Source organism: Metallibacterium sp., assembly GCF_054637675.1.
Window position 1 is genome coordinate 47,257 of the sequence record NZ_JBTSRB010000007.1, and the last position, 14,309, is coordinate 61,565.

Genomic DNA, 14,309 nt, shown 5'->3' on the forward strand with positions numbered 1-14,309 from the left:
GCGGTGTGCGCTTGCGTGGCAGCGTGGCACTCAGGCCGCTGCGCTGCGCGCCTTCAGGTAAATCGGCGCCAGCGGTTCGTCCTGGATCACATCGAGCAAACCTTCCTTGATCAATTCCAGCATGGCGATGAAGCTGACCACGATGCCGAGCCGTCCCTGCCCGGGTTTGAACACCTCGGTGAAGACGTGAAACGCGCCATCCTCGATCAGGCGCAGCAAATCACTCATGCGCTCGCGGATCGACAGCGCATCGCGCTGCATGGCCACGGCGCCGCTGAGTTCGGCGCGGCGCAGCACATCCTTGAGCGCCAGCAACAGTTCGCGCAAATCCACCGGCGGCGGCACACGCGGCACGCTGCGTTCGCCGGCATCGGCATGCGCCACGCTGGTGTCGCGCTCCACGCGCGGCAGTGCGTTCAGATCCTCGGCGGCGCGTTTGTAGCGTTCGTACTCCTGCAAGCGACGCACCAGTTCGGCGCGCGGATCGGATTCGTTGCCGGCCTCGTCGCTGGGCGGGCGCGGCAGCAGCAGCCGCGATTTGATCTCGGCAAGGATCGCCGCCATCACCAGATACTCGGCCGCCAGTTCCAGGCGCATCGCGTGCATCAGATCGATGTAGTCCATGTACTGCCGGGTGATCTCGGCGATCGGGATATCCAGCACGTCCAGATTCTGGCGGCGGATGAGGTACAGCAGCAGATCCAGTGGTCCCTCGAAGGCTTCGAGAATCACCTCCAGCGCGTCCGGCGGGATATACAAATCCTGCGGCATGCTCAGCAGCGGCTGGCCGCGCACGAGCGCCAGCGGCATTTCCTGCTGCTGCGGGACGGCCTTGAACGGGCCTTGCGGCGTTTCGATGCTTCCTGCGGCGGCAGGTTCGGTGCTCATGCGGCACTCGTCAGGCGAGGGCCGCAAGCCGCGGCCAGGCTTTTGTGGGGTGCGATCAAATGTGTTCTCGGATTGCGTGTCGCTGTTTGCGAACAGGCGCCAAGAAAGCGCCAGAGATCAGTTTCAGCAAAATGCGCTGCGCGACTTGCATTCAGCGTGGTCCCGCGATCTGCGCATACAGGGTCCGCGCATCAGGTGCTGCGATGCTGCGGCCGTCACGCAAAATTTCCTACTGTAACCGGCTGCTCGCCATATGCCCGGCTGCTCAGGCAGAAGTCAGACTGGATGATGTCCCGCAGTGCGGGGAGTGCAGCGTCGGGCGGCTTCGCGCCGGCCGGATCAGCGTGCGAAGCCTAACCGCTCACTGACGGCGCGTCCAGTGCACGGTGGCGCGGCGAGCGGCGAGGTTCAGGGCGGTGCCAGCTCCGCGCACTCAGGGCAGCACGCGTGGCTCGGCCTCAAGCAGTACGCCGAAGCGCATGTGCACCGCGTCACGCACGCGCACGGCCAGCGCCCACAACTGCGCGCCGCTGGCCGCGCCGTGATTGACCAGCACCAGTGCGTGGCGCTCGGAGATACCGGCGTCGCCCTCGCGCAACCCCTTGCAGCCGGTGGCCTCGACCATCCACGCGGCCGAAAGCTTGATGCTGCCGTCGGCTTGCGGCCACTGCGGCAGACCTGGATGGCGCATGCGCAGCGTGGCGGCGAGCGCGGCGTCGACCTGCGGATTCTTGAAGAAGCTGCCGGCGTTGCCGATCAGCGCCGGATCGGGCAGTTTGCGTGTGCGCAGGCGCAACACCGCTTCGGCCACGTGCACCGCGCGCGGCTGTTCGACGCGCATGCCCGCGAGTTCCTCGCGGATGCCGGCGTAGTCGAGATGCAGCGCACCTTCGCGCGCCAGATTGAAACGCACGGCACTGATGATCCATCTCTGCGGCTCGCGCCTGAAGCGCGAATCGCGGTAGCCGAACGCGCAGTCGTTTGCGGGCAACTCGACGAAGCAGTTGTGCTCGCGGTCCCAAGCCTCGACGCTGAGGATGCTGCGTGCCACCTCGACACCGTAGGCGCCGATGTTCTGGATCGGTGCGGCACCAACCGTGCCGGGAATCAGGATGAGATTCTCCAGCCCCACCAAGTCTTGCGCCAGGGTCCAGCGTACCCATGCGTCCCACGACTCGCCGGCGCCGACGCGCAATTGCACCTGTCCCCGCGCTTCGCCAATGCGCTCGATACCGCTGTTGCGCAACTGCACGATCAGTCCGGGCCAGTCACCGGTGAACAGCACGTTGGAACCGGCGCCCAGCGCCAGCAGCGGCAGGCCGCGCAGGGTGGGGAAGTCCAGCAACCGCGGCAGCGCGGCCGGGTCGCTCAGCGCGGCCAGCCAAGCGCTGCGCGCCTTGACGCGCAAGGTGTTGCGCGCATCCAGCGGCGCATCCTCGATCAGCATGCAGCCGGGCAGTTCAATCTGCGCGGGGCGCATCGCCAGCCTCCGCCCGCGCGCGCAGCGCCTGCACGCATTCATGGATCAGCACCGGGCCGCGATAAATCAGCCCGGTGTAAAGTTGCACCAGCGTCGCGCCGGCCGCGATTTTTTCCGCGGCAGTAGCCCCCATATTGATACCGCCCACGCCGATGACGGGAACCTGCGGCAGGCGCGCGCGCATGCCGCGCAGCACGCGATCGGCGCTCGCGCGCAGCGGCGCACCCGAGAGCCCGCCGCTTTCCTGCGCGTGCGCAGCGCCGGCCACGCCCACGCGCGCCAACGTGGTGTTGGTGCAGATCAGCCCGTCGATGCCGCGGCGCTGCAGCACGTCGGCCATGTCGTCCATGTCGCGCTCGTCCAGATCCGGGGCGATCTTCAGCAACATGGGTTTGCGCGTGCCGGCTTGTGCACCAAGACGCTCTTGTGCCTCGCGCAAATGCCCGATCAACGCATCCAGCGCCGCGTGCACCTGCAAGTCGCGCAATCCCTGCGTATTGGGCGAGGAAATGTTCACCGTGATGTAGTTGGCGTGGGCATGCACGCGCCGCAGGCCGTGCAGATAATCATCCGCAGCCTGTGCGTTGGGCGTGTCCTTGTTCCTGCCGATGTTGATGCCGAGCACGCCGCGGTAGCACGCGCGATCGAGATTGCGCAGCAGTGCATCGATGCCGGCGTTGTTGAAGCCCATGCGGTTGATCAGGGCCTGCTGCGCGGGCAGGCGGAACAGGCGCGGGCGTGGATTGCCTGGCTGCGCGCGCGGCGTCACCGTGCCGACTTCGATGAAGCCGAAGCCCAGCGCAGCCAGGCCGTCCACGTGCGCGGCATCCTTGTCCAGCCCGGCGGCCAGACCGACTGGATTGGGAAAGCTCAAGCCAAACGCGCGCACCGGCAGCGCTGGCACCACACTGACCAACAGGCGGACGAGATGCAGGCGCTGCATCCAGTCCAGACCTGTCAGCGCCAGCGCGTGTGCGCGCTCGGCATCCAGCCGGAACAGCAGGGCGCGCGCCAGCGCATAGCCGCGCGATGGCGGCATTGGCGCGGGCGTGTTCAAACGAAGACGTGCCCGAACCAGGCGGCGATGGCAAACATGCCCAGCCAGGCGATCAGCACCAGCACCAGCGCGGCCAGTGCCAGATGCACGTAGCCCAGCACCAGCCCGGCCACGGCCATGCCATCGCCGCCGATGCTGCCCGGCGGCGCGCGGCGGATTTCGGCGCGCGCCACATGTCCCAACACCACCGCGAGGATGGCGCCCAGCAGCGGTAATGCGACCCAGGCAAGGATGCCGAAGACCATACTGGCGATCGCGGCGCCGCTGGTACGTACGTAGATCGTGTTCATGTCTGGCAACTCCTGCACAAAATCGATGCGAATCGTCCGACGCCAAATCTCAGCCAGCGCAGGGCGTGCCCTGATGAAACGCGATCCGCCAGGCATCGTGTTCACGTCGCCACACCGAGCTGCGCAAACTGTGCAGCACGGTGTCGCCGCGCCGCACGCGCGTGCGAAAGTTCACCAGCGCGAGGTCGGCAGCGAGCAGGCGCAGACTGAAATCCGCGATCTCGGCCGCATCCAGTTTTGCCGTGCCGAGCGCGGCCAGCACGGTGGCGCGATCATAGCGCCGACCGCTGCAGCCGATTTCCTCGAAATCGTTGGCCAGCAGCGCCGCGATGGCATTGACATCAGCGCGTTGCTGCGCATCCAGCAGCGCCACTTCGGCGGCGTGCAAGGTGGCCTCGATCGCAGCGTGTGCGTTCACGGGATCGCTCAGAATTCGAACTTGATGCCCTGTGCCAGCGGTAGCGCGTCGGAGTAATTGATGGTGTTGGTCTGCCGACGCATATAGGCCTTCCACGCATCCGAGCCGGACTCGCGCCCGCCGCCGGTTTCCTTCTCGCCGCCAAAGGCGCCGCCGATCTCGGCACCCGAGGTGCCGATATTGACGTTGGCGATGCCGCAATCCGAGCCCGCGCAGCACAGGAATTGCTCGGCGTGCTTGAGATTCTGCGTGAAGATCGCCGAGGACAAGCCCTGCGGCACGCCGTTCTGGATGGCCAGTGCCTGCTGCATGTTGTCGAAGGGCAGCACATAGAGAATGGGCGCGAAGGTCTCGTGCTGGATCACCTCGGCATCGGGCGCAAGGCCGGTGATCAGCGTCGGGCGCACGTAGTTGCCGGGACGCGGCAGTTTTCCGCCGCCGTAGGCGATGCTGCCGCCCGCGGCCTTGGCGCGCGCGATGGCCTCCTCGAAGCGCTGTACCGCCGCGGCGTCGATCAGCGGCCCCATCAGCGTGCCGGCATCGGTGGGATCGCCCACGCGCTGTTCGACCTGCGCGTAGGCGGCCTTGAGTTTGTCGACCAGGGAATCGTGGTTGGCGCGATGCACGATCAGCCGGCGCGTGCTGGTGCAACGCTGGCCGGCGGTGCCGACCGCGCCGAACACGATCGCCGGGATCGCCAGTTTCAACTCGGCGCTTTCGTCCACGATGATGGCGTTGTTGCCGCCCAGTTCCAGCAGGGAGCGGCCCATGCGCTGCGCCACGCGCTGGCCGACGTTGCGGCCCACGGCGGTCGAGCCGGTAAAGCTGATCAAACTCACGCGGCGATCATCGACGAAGCGCGTGGCCAGCTCTGTGCCGGCGTCGTTGAACAGAAAAAAGATGTCGGGGAAGCCGCCTGCGCGCAGCGCCTCGATGCAGATCTTGAGCGCGGCGATGGCGCTGAACGGCACCTTGGGCGAGGGCTTCCAGATGGAAATGTCCCCGCACACGGCGGCGATGAACGCATTCCACGCCCACACCGCGACCGGAAAGTTGAACGCGCTGATGATGCCCACCACGCCCAGCGGGTGCCACTGCTCGTACATGCGATGGCCGGGGCGCTCGGAGTGCATCGACAAGCCGTACAGCATGCGCGCCTGACCCACGGCGAAGTCGGCGATGTCGATCATCTCCTGTACCTCGCCATCGCCTTCGGGCTTGATCTTGCCCATCTCCAGCGCCACCAGCGAGCCCAGCGCGTCCTTGTGTCTGCGCAACGCCTCGCCGCACAGGCGCACTGCTTCGCCGCGGCGCGGCGCCGGCACCTGGCGCCATTCCCTGAATGCCACCTCGGCACGCTGCACGACCTGCTCGTAATCCCCGGCGCCGCTGGCCTGCACGTGACCCAGCACGCTGCCGTCGCGCGGCGCGCGCACCTCGATCATATCGCCCTCCGCGGATGCTGCCCACGCGTCTTGGCCCAGATAAGTGCCGGAATGGGTATCGCTGAGGCCGAGTGCGGCCAGGATGGAATGCGTCACGAAAAACTCCTGCGATAACGACGGCGCGAGGCCGAACCAACACGGGATTCTAGCAGCCGGCATGCTGCGGCCCTTCGCGGCGCGGTGGCGGTGGCGGTGGCGGCCCCGGCCCGATTCGAACGGGCGACCTTTCCCTTAGGAGGGGAACGCTCTATCCAGCTGAGCTACGGGGCCGCGGTGCTGTTGCCGCGCGCGGTGCCGATTTTGGCACGCTACGCGCTCTGGCAGCGCAATCCGCACGCGCGCTTTGCAACAGCCGAAAAACCAAAGGCCAGCGCTGAAGCTGGCCTTTGGTTTGTATATTCAAGTGGCGCGCCCGGAGAGATTCGAACTCCCGACCACCAAGTTCGTAGCCTGGTGCTCTATCCAGCTGAGCTACGGGCGCGCAGCCCGCGGGAAGGCAATGGCACAACCGGCGGGAACGCGGGATTATTCCTGCAAGGTGCACGCGCGTCAACAGCGCATTGCGCAAAAAATCGCGGCACGGGTGTGCTGCGCGGGCGCGTTTCAGGCCTGCTCGACAGGCAGCGCGGGATCAAGACTGTCAAGTGCCAGACTGCCCGCCGCCACGCGCAGGCGCGAGCCTTGTTCGTACCAGTCGCCCAGCACGATGCGCTCGGCGGGCTGCGCGTCGAGCCAGAAGCGGTGCAGGGCCGGGCGATGCGTGTGGCCATGGATCAGGCGCCGCACGCCAGCCCTGCGCATGGCGCTGGCGACTGCCTGGGCGTTGACATCCATCAGCACCTCGGGCGTGTCGCGGGTATGCGCGCGGCTGCCGGCGCGCGCCTGTGCGGCGAAGGCGCGGCGCGCATCCAGCGCTTGCGCGAGGAATTGTCGCTGCCATTCGGGTGTGCGTACCTGATCGCGGAACGCGAGGTAGGTATGATCATCCGTGCACAGCGCGTCGCCATGCATCAGCAACGTGGGCACACCGGCGATGGTGTGCACACTGGCATCGGGCAGCAGGCGCATGCCAGCGCGCGCGGCATAGTCGGCGCCGAGCAGAAAATCGCGATTGCCAGCGATGAAAAAAATCGGCACGTCGGTACTGGCGAGGGCGCGCAATGCGCGCGCGACACGCGCGGGCAGTTCGCTGTCGTCGTCGTCGCCGATCCATGCCTCGAACAGATCACCGAGGATGTACACGGCTTTTGCAGCGCGCGCCTCGCCGGCGAGAAAATGCTCGAACAGGCGCGTGATTCGCGGCCGCGCCGGGTCCAGATGCAGGTCCGAGACGAACAGGCAGGCCAAGATGCTCAGCCAGCCGGGTGCGCCGCGCCCGGTTTGGCCGGTGCCGGCGTCGCAGCCGGCAGCACCGCAGCGGCGGGCAGTTCGGTGATGCTTTCGATGATGGGCAACGGGCGCGGCACATCGGCGGTGAACGGTCCCTGTGGTCCGGTGGGCAGATTGCCGATCGCGTCGACCACGTTCATGCCCTCGATGACTTTGCCGAACACGGTATAGCCCCAGGTGGCGCCACTTTGATCGCTGATGAAATCCAGCCGCGGGTTGTCCACCAGGTTGATGAAAAACTGCGAGGTTTCCGAGTTCGGGTCGGCGGCGCGCGCCGCGGCCACGGTGCCGCGCAGGTTGGAAAGCCCGTTGTCGGCTTCGATCGCAACCGGCGGACGCGTGGGCTTGGGCTGCAGTTGGCGATCGAACAAGCCGCCCTGAATCAAAAACCCCTTGATCACGCGCTGAAACACAGTGCCGGCATAGAAACCGTCGTGCACATAGGTGAGGAAATTGGCGACCGTTTTCGGCGCCTTGTCCGGGTACAACTCGATCACGAAGGAACCGTCGCTGGTTTTGACCAGCACACGCGGCTGCGGCGCGGCAACCGAGGTTGCGTTGGCGGGGGCGCTGGTCGGAGCGGCCTTCGCCAGTGGAGTCGCAGCGCGGGGTGCGGGCTGCGCGAGCGCCAGCAAGGGCAGTGCGAGCAGCCCCAGTGCAAGCAGGACAAGATCGAGTGGGCGGGTCAATCGACGTGACATGGCGGGTAGGGTTCGGGAAATAAGTGTTGATGATAGGCCGCTGGCGCGGTGCCCGGATCAAATGCGCTCAAGTTCCAGCTTCAGCCCCAGTTCGGTCAATAGCGCACGCTCCAGATCCAGGTCGGTGATTGTCAGCGGGTGCGCCTCCAGCCAGGCCGTGGGTAGCACCAGATGCAGACGTTCACCCTGCGCGTCCAGACGCAGCGGCGGCAGGGCTTCGGAGCGCCGCGCGCGGCGCATCAGCACCGCCAGGCGCAGCAGGCTGGTGATGCGCCGTGCAAACATGCGCAGCCGCGGCGGCAGCGCGTTGAACGCGGCCTTGTCGGGTTTGCGCCGGTGCGATTCGACGATGCAGGCCAGCAGTTGCTGCTCGTCGCGCGAGAAACCCGGCAAGTCGGCATGGCGCAGGATGTAACCCGCGTGACGATGGTGCTGGCTGTGTGCGATGGCCAGGCCGATTTCATGCACGCGCGCGGCCCAGTCCAGCCATTCGGCGGCGTCCTCGCCCAAGTCCCATTGCCCGTCGATGGCCTGCAGCAATGCCTGCGCGGTGGAGTCCACGCGCGCGGCCTGGGCCTCGTCCACTGCGTAGCGGCGTGCCAGTGCCTGAATGCTGGCGCGGCGCGGATCGCTGCCCGCGGCGCGGCCCATCATGTCCCACAGAATGCCGTCGCGCATCGCGGTTTCCACCGCCAGCATGCGTTCCAGGCCGAGGTTCTCGAAGGCGGTTTCAAGAATCACCGCACCGCCTGGGAAGATCGGCATGCGCTCCTCGGACAGCCCGGGCAGGCGCAGACGATCGATGTGCCCGGCCTGCAGCAACACCTCGCGCAACCCCACCAGCGCGGGCAGGGTGATGCCATGCTCGCTCAGTCCCAGCCCTGAGACCACCGCCTCGATGACCTTGATCGTGCCGGACGATCCAAAGCATTCCTGCCAGCCGGTTTCGCGATAGTCCATCGCGAATTGCTGCAGCAGCACGCCGATTTCCTCGCGCGCGTGTTGCCAGCGCTTACGCGTGATCTTGCCGCCGGGGAAAAAGCGCAGGCTCGACGCCACGCAGCCCACCTGGATGCTTTCGGCGTGCAACGGTTCGAGTTGATGACCGATGATGAACTCGGTGCTGCCGCCGCCGATGTCCACCACCAGCCGGCGCTGGCGCGAAGACGGCAGGCCGTGCGCCACGCCGAGAAAGATCAGGCGCGCTTCCTCGCGGCCGGAGACGATCTCGATGGGTTGCCCCAGCGCGCGTTCGGCCGGACGCAGAAACTCCTGCGGATGCAGCAATTGGCGCAAGGTGTTGGTGCCGACCGCTCGCGCATGCTGGGGTGCCACCCCGGCCAGGCGCTGGCCGAAGCGCGCCAGGCAATCCAGCGCGCGTTGCCGGTGTTCGGCATCAAGGCTGCCGTTGACATCCAGCCCGGCGGCCATGCGCGTAGTCTCGCGCAGGCGGTCGATCAGGCGCGGCACGCCGTGCTCGTAGCGCGCGACGACCATGTGGAAACTGTTGGAACCGAGGTCCACTGCCGCCAGCAGCTCGCCTTCCTGCATTTCACCGCCGGGATGTCGGCTCACCTGGGATCTCCGGATCGGTAACCCGTCAATTTTGGCATGGACGCGATGGCCGCGGTTTGCTGGCTATCGCGCAAATAGGGCGTGAACGACTGCATCCTGGCCACGTGCATGACTTGCGGCCGGTTCGGTGCGCGCTGAGTTTCCTGTACCCTACGGTACGCGACATCCAGTCGCACGGTTCAACGACAGCGCGGGCCAGATCAGCGCGCGACATCTTCAGCGGGGAGCGGGCCCGGATGGGCGAAAACGAAACGGATCGCATGCTGGTGGAGCGCGTCCAGCAAGGCGATACCCGTGCCTACGATCTGCTGGTGCGCAAGTATCAGCACAAGATCGTGGCGCTGGTTTCCCGCTACATCAACGACTGGACCGAGTGCGAGGATATCGCGCAGGAAGCTTTCATCCGCGCCTATCGCGCCATCGGCTCATTCCGCGGCGAAAGCCAGTTCTACACCTGGCTTTACAAGATCGCGGTGAACACCGCCAAGAATCATCTGGTGTCGCAGGGGCGGCGTCCGCCGACTGACGATATCGCCATCGAGGATGCGCAGCACGTGCAAAGCGCCGAGGCGCTGCGCGACTGCGCCACGCCTGAACATGAGTTGCTTCGGCAAGAAATTGAACAAACAGTGTTTTCCACGGTCCAAGCGTTGCCTGAGGATCTGCGCATGGCCATCACCTTGCGCGAAGTCGAGGGCATGAGTTACGAGGAAATCGCCGAGGTGATGAATTGCCCGATCGGCACCGTGCGTTCCCGCATTTTTCGCGCGCGCGAAGCCATCGAGCAAAATCTGCGACCGCTGCTCGACGATCATTGATCGGTTGCTGCGGTTCGCAGAACTTGCCACAGTAGATTTGCAAATGGATTTGCAAATGTAGCGCCGCTTTCAAGACCCGATTGAACCATGTCCAGCCACAACACGATGTCAGGTGCAGCCATGAGCCATGATCCTAGCCACGAGGAGTTGTCCGCCTTCATGGATGGTGAACTCGGCCGCGAGCAGGCGCGCTTCCTGTTGCGGCGCGTTGATCGCGATAACGCTGCCTTGCGACGTTGGGACAGCTATCACCTCGCCCAGGCCAGCATGCAGCGCAATCTGCCGCTGCTGTCCAGCGCGGGTTTTGCAACGCGTGTTGCTGCGCGCATCGCGACGCAGCCGCTGCCGGCATCGTCAGGGACACCGTGGATGCGCTGGTCGGCGCGCAGCGCCATCGCCGCCGCGGTGGCCGTGGCGGCCCTCGTGCTGATGCCGCCGCAGTCCGAACTCGGCACGATCGCCACGGACGCACGGCTTGCAGCAACGCCCGCGCCGGCTTGGCTCAACGCGCAGACTGAGTCCCGCGTAGACGCTTCAGCGGCTTATCGCATGGTCGGAACGCACCGCGACACCATGGCCATGGCCGATCCGCTGGCCGCTGCCAGCATGGATGCCAGTGCCTTCCCGCAAGATGATGGCGTGCTGCCTTACCTGCTCTCGCCACAAGAACATCACCGTTACCAGCCGGTTGACGCTGCCGATCGCTGAGCGCGCTGGTAACACGGCAACACGACTCGGGCCCGCGCAAGCGGGCTCGTTCGTTTTTGCAATTCGTTGCCGCATGCGCAGCGCTGCGCCATATCGCTTGATGCAGAGCGCACCCAATAAAAACCCCAACCACGAAATGGTTGGGGTTTGCAGTTGGTGGAGCGGCGGGGGATCGAACCCCGGACCTTCGCATTGCGAACGCGACGCTCTCCCAGCTGAGCTACCGCCCCACGCGAGCGGCGCAGTTTACTTGGCCAAGCCGACGCCGCCAAGCCCCGCGGCGCGCATGCGCGTGACGGTCTGGCAGCCGTATCACAGGCGCAAACGCAAACGGTGTCCTGTACGTGGCTGATCGCCACGTTGATTCAGGGCAACAGCGGCGCCAACTGCGCTTGCAGCAAACCCTGGCGCCAGCCGTGCAGTTCCGCGGGCCAGTCGCGCGCGGCGATGTAGCGCTCCAGCGCGCGGCGCGGGCACAGCAAGCCAGTGGGCAGGTCGAGGCGGGTAGCTTCCTGGTCGACGCGCTCGCGCATGGCATCGAAGGCGCGCCTGGCGTTGCCTTTGAGGAAATCATCCGGGCGCTGCGTCGCCACGATGAACGCGGCTTCGACAGGCCGCTGCAGGTGTTCCCACAGTTCGGCGCGAACGGGTTGGCGCAGCGCACGCTGGCCACGCGTGCGTGCATCCAGCACGGCGAGATCGGCAGGCGGATCAAGCGTGAGATCGGCGCAGTGCTCATCGCGCAGCAGCCAGGTGCGCGGTACATCCCAGCGACGCGCGGCGGCGTCCCGCCACAGCAGCAGGGCGCGCAGACGCGCGAGGCTTGCGTCCGGCCAGTGCGCGACGCTGCGGAAGCTGCGTTGCGGTTGTGTATCGGCTGGCGCGTCAGCGCGGCGCAGCAGTCGCGCGCAGTCTTCCTCGAACCATTCCATGTAGCCGCGCACACGCAGTTTGGAATCGAGCAACTCATGCAGCGCATGCAAATGCAGCACGTCCTGCACGGCGTAAGCGTGCTGCTGCGCGCTCAACGGGCGACGCGTCCAGTCGGAGCGCGTGGCGTCCTTGGGCAGTTCGGCGCCGAGCAAATCAAACACCAGGCGCTGATAGCCGACGCCAGCACCCAGCCCGGCGAAAGCCGCGGCAACCTGCGTGTCGAACAGATGCGGCGGGCCGTGCGGCAACAGGTTGCGCAGCGCTTCGATATCCTCGCTGGCGCTGTGCAGCACGCAAGTGCGCGGCGCGGCCTCGAGCCAGACGCGCAGCGCCTGCGCGTCGAAAGCCAGCGGATCGATCAGCGCGATGGCTTCGCCCACGGCGATCTGCAGCAGCGCCAGCCGCGGATAAAATGTCGACTCGCGCACGAACTCGGTGTCGATCCCCGCGCTGAACTCATTCGGCGGCAGTTGCGCGAGCCAATCATCGAGGCCGGCCGGCGTATTGATCCATTGCGCTTCGCTCACAGTGCTCCGATTCAGCGCGCAGGCATTGCCCTGCGACGCCGCTTTGCCTAAGGTGGCGCGCACCCTAGCAGGGAACCTCGAAAAACCCCATTCCAGCGTTTTCGAGATGCCCAATCATTTATTGAACCGGACCGCAGCCCATGGCAGGACAATCCGCGACTGGCTGGCAGCGCAAGGCGGGCATCGGCGCCGCGGTGGCGCTGCTGCTGTTCGCACTCGTCTACCGATTCCTGCCAAGCTGGTTGATGCTGCCTCCGACCGTGCCGGCCACGAGCACTTCGGTCAGCAGCAGTTCGGCATCGCTGGGCAACGCGGCCATGAGCTTGAACAGCGCGCCGGCGAGTGCCGGCACGTCGATCTACAGCGCCGGTCCGCCGCTGGCGTTGGCGCCGCTCGCGGCGCGTGTCGCATCGGCGCCGCAGTATGTCGGCGCACCAGCCGTGGTGGATCTGCTCAAGCAGGCGCACGCCGCGGAATTGGCGGAAAGCTGGGCTGGCACACCGGACAGCGCCGCGGCGTTGTATCAACGCGCGCTGGCGCTGGCGCCTGGCAATGCCGATGCCCGCGCCGGGCTGAGCGCGCTGAGCCAGCGTCTTGCCAGCAATGCAGGGCAGGCCATTGATGACGGTGACACCAAGGCCGCGCAGGCGCTGCTGAATCTGCTGCGCAAATTGCCCGGCGGGCTGACGGCGACGACACCGTTGCAGGCGCGCTTGTTCGTGCTCGAGCATGTGCGGCCGCTGCTGCGTGAAGCCGCCGAGCAGGAGCGCGCAGGGCACGCGCTGAGTCCGGCCGGCTTCAGCGCGCTGGATCTTTATCGGCGCGTGCTGATGCTCGACCCAGGCAATGTGGTGGCCACGCGCGGGGTGCGGCACCTGCAGCATGGCGTGCTGCTGCAAGCGCGTGCCGCGCTGGCTGGCGAGGATTACCCGCGTGTCAGTCGCTTGCTGGCGAGGGCGGCCAGCGTGGCGCCCGACAGTCCGGAACTGATCGCCATGCGCGCGCAGTTTGAACAGGCGCGCCGCGAGCACGCGCGCGCGCTGGTTGCGCGCGCTGATGCCGCGTTGCAGGCGCGTGCGCCGCAATTGGCGCAGCAACTGGCCGCACAGGCACGGCTCGTGGATCCCACGCTGTCGGAACTGGCGAACTACGCCGCACGTTTGCGCGACACCAGGCTCTACGATGGCTACCGACCGGGCCAGGTGTTCGCGGACAATTTCATTGATCGCGCGGGCAGCGCGCCGACCATGGTGGTGATCCCGGCCGGGACATTCGTGATGGGCTCGCACCCCGGCCGACCGGGTTTCCGCAGCGATCAGGCGCCAGCGCACACGGTGACTTTCAGCAAGGGTTTTGCCCTGGCGCGCAGCGAGATCAGCGTGGCCCAATTCCGCGCTTTCGTGCGCGCCACCGGCTATGTGACCGATGCCGAGCGCGATGGTGGCGCCATGGTCTACGACGAGCTCAGCGGGCGCATGCGCATGGACCCTGGCGCCAGTTGGCGTGATGGCTACAACGGCCAACCCGCGTCCGGTGACCTGCCGGTGATCAACATCAGTTGGAGCGACGCCGAGGCCTACTGCGACTGGCTGAGCAAGGTCACCGGCAAGGATTACCACCTGCCCAGTGAAGCCGAGTACGAATACGCCGAGCGCGGCGGCACCACCACGCCGTACTGGTGGGGTCACGGCAGCCCGAAGCAACGTGTCGAGAATCTGGCCGGCTCGCTGGATCGCTCACCCAAGGGCCGGCGCTGGGACAACAGCTTCAGGGACTACGGTGACGGCTACTGGGGTCCGGCGCCGGTGAGAAGCTTCCAGCCCAATCCGTATGGACTGTTCGACATCGACGGAAATGTCTCGGAATGGACCGAGGATTGCTGGCACGACAACTATGTGCGCGCACCCGACAATGGCAGCGCCTGGGTCAATCCCGGGTGCCAGAACCGCGTGGTGCGCGGCAGTTCGTGGGCCAGCACACCCGATCAGGCGCTGAGCGCCTGGCGCATGGACATGCCGGCGGATCTGCGCAGTGCGCGCATCGGCTTTCGCGTGATGCGCAGCCTGTAGCCCGGGTTTGC

Annotated in this window: 14 protein-coding genes and 3 tRNA genes; 3 read left to right on the forward strand and 14 right to left on the reverse strand. The window is 66.4% G+C overall.

From position 1 onward, the window contains the following. Positions 1-30 precede the first annotated feature (30 nt). From ACYDAT_RS04075 to ACYDAT_RS04125, 11 genes are all read right to left on the reverse strand, one after another. Positions 31-888, reverse strand: coding sequence for a segregation and condensation protein A (locus tag ACYDAT_RS04075; RefSeq protein WP_461439885.1), 858 nt, complete (start codon positions 886-888; stop codon positions 31-33). A gap of 433 nt (positions 889-1,321) precedes the next feature. Beyond that, complete coding sequence (gene murB, locus ACYDAT_RS04080; protein WP_461448564.1) at positions 1,322-2,368, reverse strand: UDP-N-acetylmuramate dehydrogenase; 1,047 nt, start codon at positions 2,366-2,368, stop codon at positions 1,322-1,324. Beyond that, entirely contained in the window at positions 2,349-3,407 is a 1,059-nt protein-coding gene (locus tag ACYDAT_RS04085; RefSeq protein WP_461448566.1) for a quinone-dependent dihydroorotate dehydrogenase, read from the reverse strand. The genes murB and ACYDAT_RS04085 overlap by 20 nt, the downstream gene beginning before the upstream one ends. A gap of 14 nt (positions 3,408-3,421) precedes the next feature. Then, positions 3,422-3,715, reverse strand: coding sequence for a DUF4190 domain-containing protein (locus ACYDAT_RS04090; protein WP_461439888.1), 294 nt, complete (start codon positions 3,713-3,715; stop codon positions 3,422-3,424). A gap of 49 nt (positions 3,716-3,764) precedes the next feature. Beyond that, positions 3,765-4,133, reverse strand: coding sequence for a nuclear transport factor 2 family protein (locus ACYDAT_RS04095; RefSeq protein WP_461439889.1), 369 nt, complete (start codon positions 4,131-4,133; stop codon positions 3,765-3,767). Positions 4,134-4,141: 8 nt separating this feature from the next. Next, entirely contained in the window at positions 4,142-5,674 is a 1,533-nt protein-coding gene (gene amaB / locus ACYDAT_RS04100) for an L-piperidine-6-carboxylate dehydrogenase (protein ID WP_461448568.1), read from the reverse strand. Positions 5,675-5,771: 97 nt separating this feature from the next. After that, positions 5,772-5,848: transfer RNA gene (locus tag ACYDAT_RS04105), tRNA-Arg, on the reverse strand. A gap of 134 nt (positions 5,849-5,982) precedes the next feature. Continuing rightward, positions 5,983-6,059 (reverse strand) — tRNA-Arg (locus ACYDAT_RS04110). A 122-nt stretch (positions 6,060-6,181) separates the two neighbouring features. Then, the gene (locus ACYDAT_RS04115; protein WP_461448570.1) at positions 6,182-6,925 is read right to left on the reverse strand and encodes a UDP-2,3-diacylglucosamine diphosphatase; all 744 of its coding nucleotides are present in this window, start codon (positions 6,923-6,925) and stop codon (positions 6,182-6,184) included. A gap of 5 nt (positions 6,926-6,930) precedes the next feature. Further along, a complete protein-coding gene (locus tag ACYDAT_RS04120) occupies positions 6,931-7,668 on the reverse strand; it encodes a peptidylprolyl isomerase (protein WP_461448572.1) in 738 nt (245 codons plus the stop codon). Positions 7,669-7,725: 57 nt separating this feature from the next. After that, positions 7,726-9,219, reverse strand: a complete 1,494-nt coding sequence (locus ACYDAT_RS04125) for a Ppx/GppA phosphatase family protein (protein WP_461448600.1) — start codon at positions 9,217-9,219, stop codon at positions 7,726-7,728. 260 nt (positions 9,220-9,479) lie between these two features. On the opposite strand from ACYDAT_RS04125, the gene rpoE reads away from it, so the two are divergent. Further along, positions 9,480-10,061: an RNA polymerase sigma factor RpoE gene (gene rpoE, locus ACYDAT_RS04130; RefSeq protein WP_297900073.1), complete on the forward strand. Its 582-nt coding sequence runs from the start codon at positions 9,480-9,482 to the stop codon at positions 10,059-10,061. On the opposite strand, the gene ACYDAT_RS04135 is transcribed toward rpoE, so the two are convergent. Continuing rightward, positions 10,055-10,183, reverse strand: coding sequence for a hypothetical protein (locus ACYDAT_RS04135; protein ID WP_461440282.1), 129 nt, complete (start codon positions 10,181-10,183; stop codon positions 10,055-10,057). The genes rpoE and ACYDAT_RS04135 overlap by 7 nt on opposite strands. Between ACYDAT_RS04135 and ACYDAT_RS04140 the strand changes: the two genes are divergently transcribed. Continuing rightward, the gene (locus tag ACYDAT_RS04140) at positions 10,182-10,769 is read left to right on the forward strand and encodes a sigma-E factor negative regulatory protein (protein WP_461442163.1); all 588 of its coding nucleotides are present in this window, start codon (positions 10,182-10,184) and stop codon (positions 10,767-10,769) included. The two genes, ACYDAT_RS04135 and ACYDAT_RS04140, sit on opposite strands and share 2 nt — an antisense overlap. A 154-nt stretch (positions 10,770-10,923) precedes the next feature. Here ACYDAT_RS04140 and ACYDAT_RS04145 read toward each other — a convergent pair. Together ACYDAT_RS04145 and ACYDAT_RS04150 are read right to left on the reverse strand one after the other, a co-directional pair. After that, positions 10,924-10,999 (reverse strand) — tRNA-Ala (locus ACYDAT_RS04145). A 135-nt stretch (positions 11,000-11,134) separates the two neighbouring features. Beyond that, positions 11,135-12,229: a ribonuclease D gene (locus ACYDAT_RS04150; RefSeq protein ID WP_461440284.1), complete on the reverse strand. Its 1,095-nt coding sequence runs from the start codon at positions 12,227-12,229 to the stop codon at positions 11,135-11,137. Positions 12,230-12,369: 140 nt separating this feature from the next. Here ACYDAT_RS04150 and ACYDAT_RS04155 point away from each other — a divergent pair, with 140 nt between their 5' ends. Then, a complete protein-coding gene (locus ACYDAT_RS04155; protein WP_461440285.1) occupies positions 12,370-14,298 on the forward strand; it encodes an SUMF1/EgtB/PvdO family nonheme iron enzyme in 1,929 nt (642 codons plus the stop codon). Positions 14,299-14,309: the final 11 nt, after the last annotated feature.

Excerpts from the sequence above, each read along its gene's own strand:
- ACYDAT_RS04075 (WP_461439885.1), bottom strand. The coding sequence starts at position 888 with ATGAGCACCGAACCTGCCGCCGCAGGAAGCATCGAAACGCCGCAAGGC.
- murB (WP_461448564.1), bottom strand. The coding sequence starts at position 2,368 with ATGCGCCCCGCGCAGATTGAACTGCCCGGCTGCATGCTGATCGAGGAT.
- ACYDAT_RS04085 (WP_461448566.1), bottom strand. The coding sequence starts at position 3,407 with ATGCCGCCATCGCGCGGCTATGCGCTGGCGCGCGCCCTGCTGTTCCGG.
- ACYDAT_RS04090 (WP_461439888.1), bottom strand. The coding sequence starts at position 3,715 with ATGAACACGATCTACGTACGTACCAGCGGCGCCGCGATCGCCAGTATG.
- ACYDAT_RS04120 (WP_461448572.1), bottom strand. The coding sequence starts at position 7,668 with ATGTCACGTCGATTGACCCGCCCACTCGATCTTGTCCTGCTTGCACTG.
- ACYDAT_RS04125 (WP_461448600.1), bottom strand. The coding sequence starts at position 9,219 with ATGCAGGAAGGCGAGCTGCTGGCGGCAGTGGACCTCGGTTCCAACAGT.
- rpoE (WP_297900073.1), top strand. The coding sequence starts at position 9,480 with ATGGGCGAAAACGAAACGGATCGCATGCTGGTGGAGCGCGTCCAGCAA.
- ACYDAT_RS04140 (WP_461442163.1), top strand. The coding sequence starts at position 10,182 with ATGAGCCATGATCCTAGCCACGAGGAGTTGTCCGCCTTCATGGATGGT.
- ACYDAT_RS04135 (WP_461440282.1), bottom strand. The coding sequence starts at position 10,183 with ATGGCTGCACCTGACATCGTGTTGTGGCTGGACATGGTTCAATCGGGT.
- ACYDAT_RS04155 (WP_461440285.1), top strand. The coding sequence starts at position 12,370 with ATGGCAGGACAATCCGCGACTGGCTGGCAGCGCAAGGCGGGCATCGGC.